The 2,868-nt window shown below is 38.4% G+C and carries 3 protein-coding genes and 1 pseudogene; 2 read left to right on the forward strand and 2 right to left on the reverse strand.

Annotated elements, in window-relative coordinates:
- A partial coding sequence (locus L5M37_RS23915; protein WP_193167442.1) for a DUF4277 domain-containing protein occupies positions 1 to 116 on the reverse strand: 116 nt, incomplete at its 3' end.
- A gap of 421 nt (positions 117 to 537) precedes the next feature.
- On the opposite strand from L5M37_RS23915, the gene L5M37_RS23920 reads away from it, so the two are divergent.
- Together L5M37_RS23920 and L5M37_RS23925 are read left to right on the forward strand one after the other, a co-directional pair.
- The gene (locus tag L5M37_RS23920; protein WP_263201912.1) at positions 538 to 2,067 is read left to right on the forward strand and encodes a methyl-accepting chemotaxis protein; all 1,530 of its coding nucleotides are present in this window, start codon (positions 538 to 540) and stop codon (positions 2,065 to 2,067) included.
- 109 nt (positions 2,068 to 2,176) lie between these two features.
- Positions 2,177 to 2,461, forward strand: a complete 285-nt coding sequence (locus L5M37_RS23925; RefSeq protein WP_263201913.1) for a hypothetical protein — start codon at positions 2,177 to 2,179, stop codon at positions 2,459 to 2,461.
- A gap of 163 nt (positions 2,462 to 2,624) precedes the next feature.
- On the opposite strand, the pseudogene L5M37_RS23930 reads toward L5M37_RS23925, so the two are convergent.
- Positions 2,625 to 2,868, reverse strand: a pseudogene (locus L5M37_RS23930) (IS4 family transposase); the annotation flags it as partial.

A 2,868-nucleotide genomic window follows, 5' to 3' on the forward strand; every position in this document is an offset into this window, starting at 1 on the left:
TGGTCAGAATATTTTGGGATAACGGCATCTATCATCCGTGGCAGGCCAATTTCGTGACAAAAGGCGGCAATGAGACCAAGGTGATCTAAGCGTTTAATAACAGGATGGGTAGACATATTTTGAGACCGTCAAATAGCAGTAATAGATCAAAACTGTCGATCGCGGTCAAGATGGTGTCGTAGTTTTTATGAAAAGCTGATCGCCAGATCACACTATTTAAATTCTGGAATTAGCTGCGGAATGACGGTTGTAGTATATTGGCTTCGCGCATCTTGTTGTCCAAGTGTAGTTTTTAGCGAAACCATTTGATCATGCAACAAGATGCGCTTCCACCCTAATTTGATGATTTATTTGTAAATCATCAGGGGATTCTTCAGTAAATAGGCAGCAAGGTGATTTATGTCAAAATATATAAGTTTGGGTCTTAAAATAAGATCTTCATTTTTCACGTTGATTACTATTATGGTAATCATGTCATGGGTATCACTCAATTCTCTTGATTCGATGAGTAAACTCGTATCAACCATGGAGAATTCAGTGATTCCATCCATAGAAACATCTGCATCAATAAGCGATACATTGCAAAATATCCGTCGAATAGAACTAGCCCTTTTAATTAATAAACTTCAAGGTAATAAATCAGAAATATCCAGCTTGCTCAATCAACTTCAGTTATTTAGAAAGAAATATGCCGATGCCGATGCTTTTTATAATGAATTACCATATTCTTCTGATAAAAATGCAAGTAGAGAGGATGAGGATGCTGAAATATATCGTGATTTAATAGGAAAGTATTTATCTGGTAATGATAATATTAAGTCAGCTTTAGATGCATATATAAGCCAAAACATAGAGCCAGTTGATTTATATGAAACTGTGATGATAAAACAAAAAGCATTGTTGGAGCCAGCTGTAAGCAAAATGCATGATATTGTAAAGTATGATCAAGAAGTTGCTGCTGAGTTTGCAATGGCGTCCTCTGACGAGGAAATTTATTCAAGAAATTTAAATATTTCAATTGTTGTTTTTGCATTGCTAATTGCAGTGGTTATTTCTCAAATTCTTTATGTTAAGATAAAAAAACCAATGGATTATTTGGTTGAACAAGCTGGGTTTATTTCAACAGGGGACCTAACAAAGAATATTAATAAGAGATTTTTCTCAAATGATGAGATAGGTGCCTTGGCTGATGTTTTTTCTACAATGAGAAGCAATTTATACAATATGGTAAATGAGCTTTCTCAAGCAATCTCTCAGCTTAGTGCTGCTGCAGAAGAAGTTAGCACTATATCATCACAGTCATCAAGCAACATGAAAAAGCAACAAGTTGATTTGGCGTCGCTAGCAACAGCAATGAATGAGATGCAAGCGACGATAGATGAAACATCCAGAAATACACAGGAGGCTGCTAATACATCAGAGGAAATGAACTCATTGTCTGTTGAGTGCTTAAATACGGTAAGTCGCTCACATGCAACAGTTAATAGCGCTCTGTCAACGATTGCATCCACGTCAAATGCCATAGAGCAATTAGGCATTAATAGCCGTGACATTAGCATTGTAGTTGAAGTTATTAAAGGTATTGCAGAGCAAACAAACTTGTTGGCTTTGAATGCCGCCATCGAAGCTGCTCGTGCTGGTGAGCAAGGTCGTGGTTTTGCTGTCGTTGCTGACGAGGTGAGAACTTTGGCAAAAAGAACGCAAGATTCGACTGCTCAGATAAACAAGATAGTAAATGAATTTCAATCTGAAGCTTCAAACGCTAGTGACTCCATGCAGCAGAGTAATGGCATGATAGAGGCTATATCTAAAGATGCCGAATCAATTAATTCATCGGTAAACAATATAGTGCAATCAATTGCGGTAACGTCACAAATGAACACTCAAATTGCTGCTGCACTAGAAGAGCAAGCAACAGTTAGTCAAGAGCTAAACAAAAATATTGTCAGCATTAGTAATGCATCAGATGAGGTTTCTTCTGGTGCGGAACAAATGAATCAGGCCTGTGCAGAATTGGCTAGCTTGGCGAATAAGTTATATGCAATATCTCAGGGGTTTAAAGTGTAGTTGTTTGCTCGTTCATTAATTGGTAGTGTGGTGTCGAGGTGTGCATTTCCTCATTCGCCATACTGATTATGGCGTTGGTAACTAAAAAATAAAATCTGGCGAGCTTGTTATGAGTAAGAACGATATAAAAAAAGAAATTAACTTAATTGTTGATAATTTGGTGGTGGCAATAGATGAGTTGTTTTTATTAGTCTGTAAAGCAGAGGATATTGATCCGCGATTTTTTGATTTAACACAGCTAAATAAAATAAAGAGAGAAAATGAAGAGTTGATTGATAAAGTTTTTAATGTAAAGGCGAGTGTTGAACAAAGAAATAAAATGAACAAAAAGGTAATAGACTTAAGGAGTAAAATATCAATGTTGATAGATAAAAAAATGGGTGATGACATTTGAGTTCAACGTGATTTCTAGGGAGGGTGCGAATAAGCGTAACCGTTCACCGGGAGGATGTTGACAACAACTCTTCCGGGAGCGGGTAGTCTGTTTTCTCTATGCAGGCACTGACCACGGCCCTCAGCCATTCCTGCGGACAGCGACCTAACCCTGAAGGTTCCCCTCATAAATCAGCCATAGCATAGCCATATTTGAGCAACTGATTGGCGAATAATACCCAGGCCGCCAGCAATTCTTTCTCCGTGATTTGATAATCAGGCCGCCTGAGTACCTCCAATCCCAAGCGAATCGTTGAGAGTACCGTTCGATGCCCAATGGTATTGGCCTGAAAATGCTTATCCCAGCCCTGTTGCTGTGCGTGTAAACCAACTAGCCACAACAGGCATTGAACCATCAACGCTATCAGT

The sequence above is a fragment of the Shewanella sp. SM69 genome, assembly GCF_025653985.1.
Classification (GTDB): domain Bacteria; phylum Pseudomonadota; class Gammaproteobacteria; order Enterobacterales; family Shewanellaceae; genus Shewanella; species Shewanella oncorhynchi.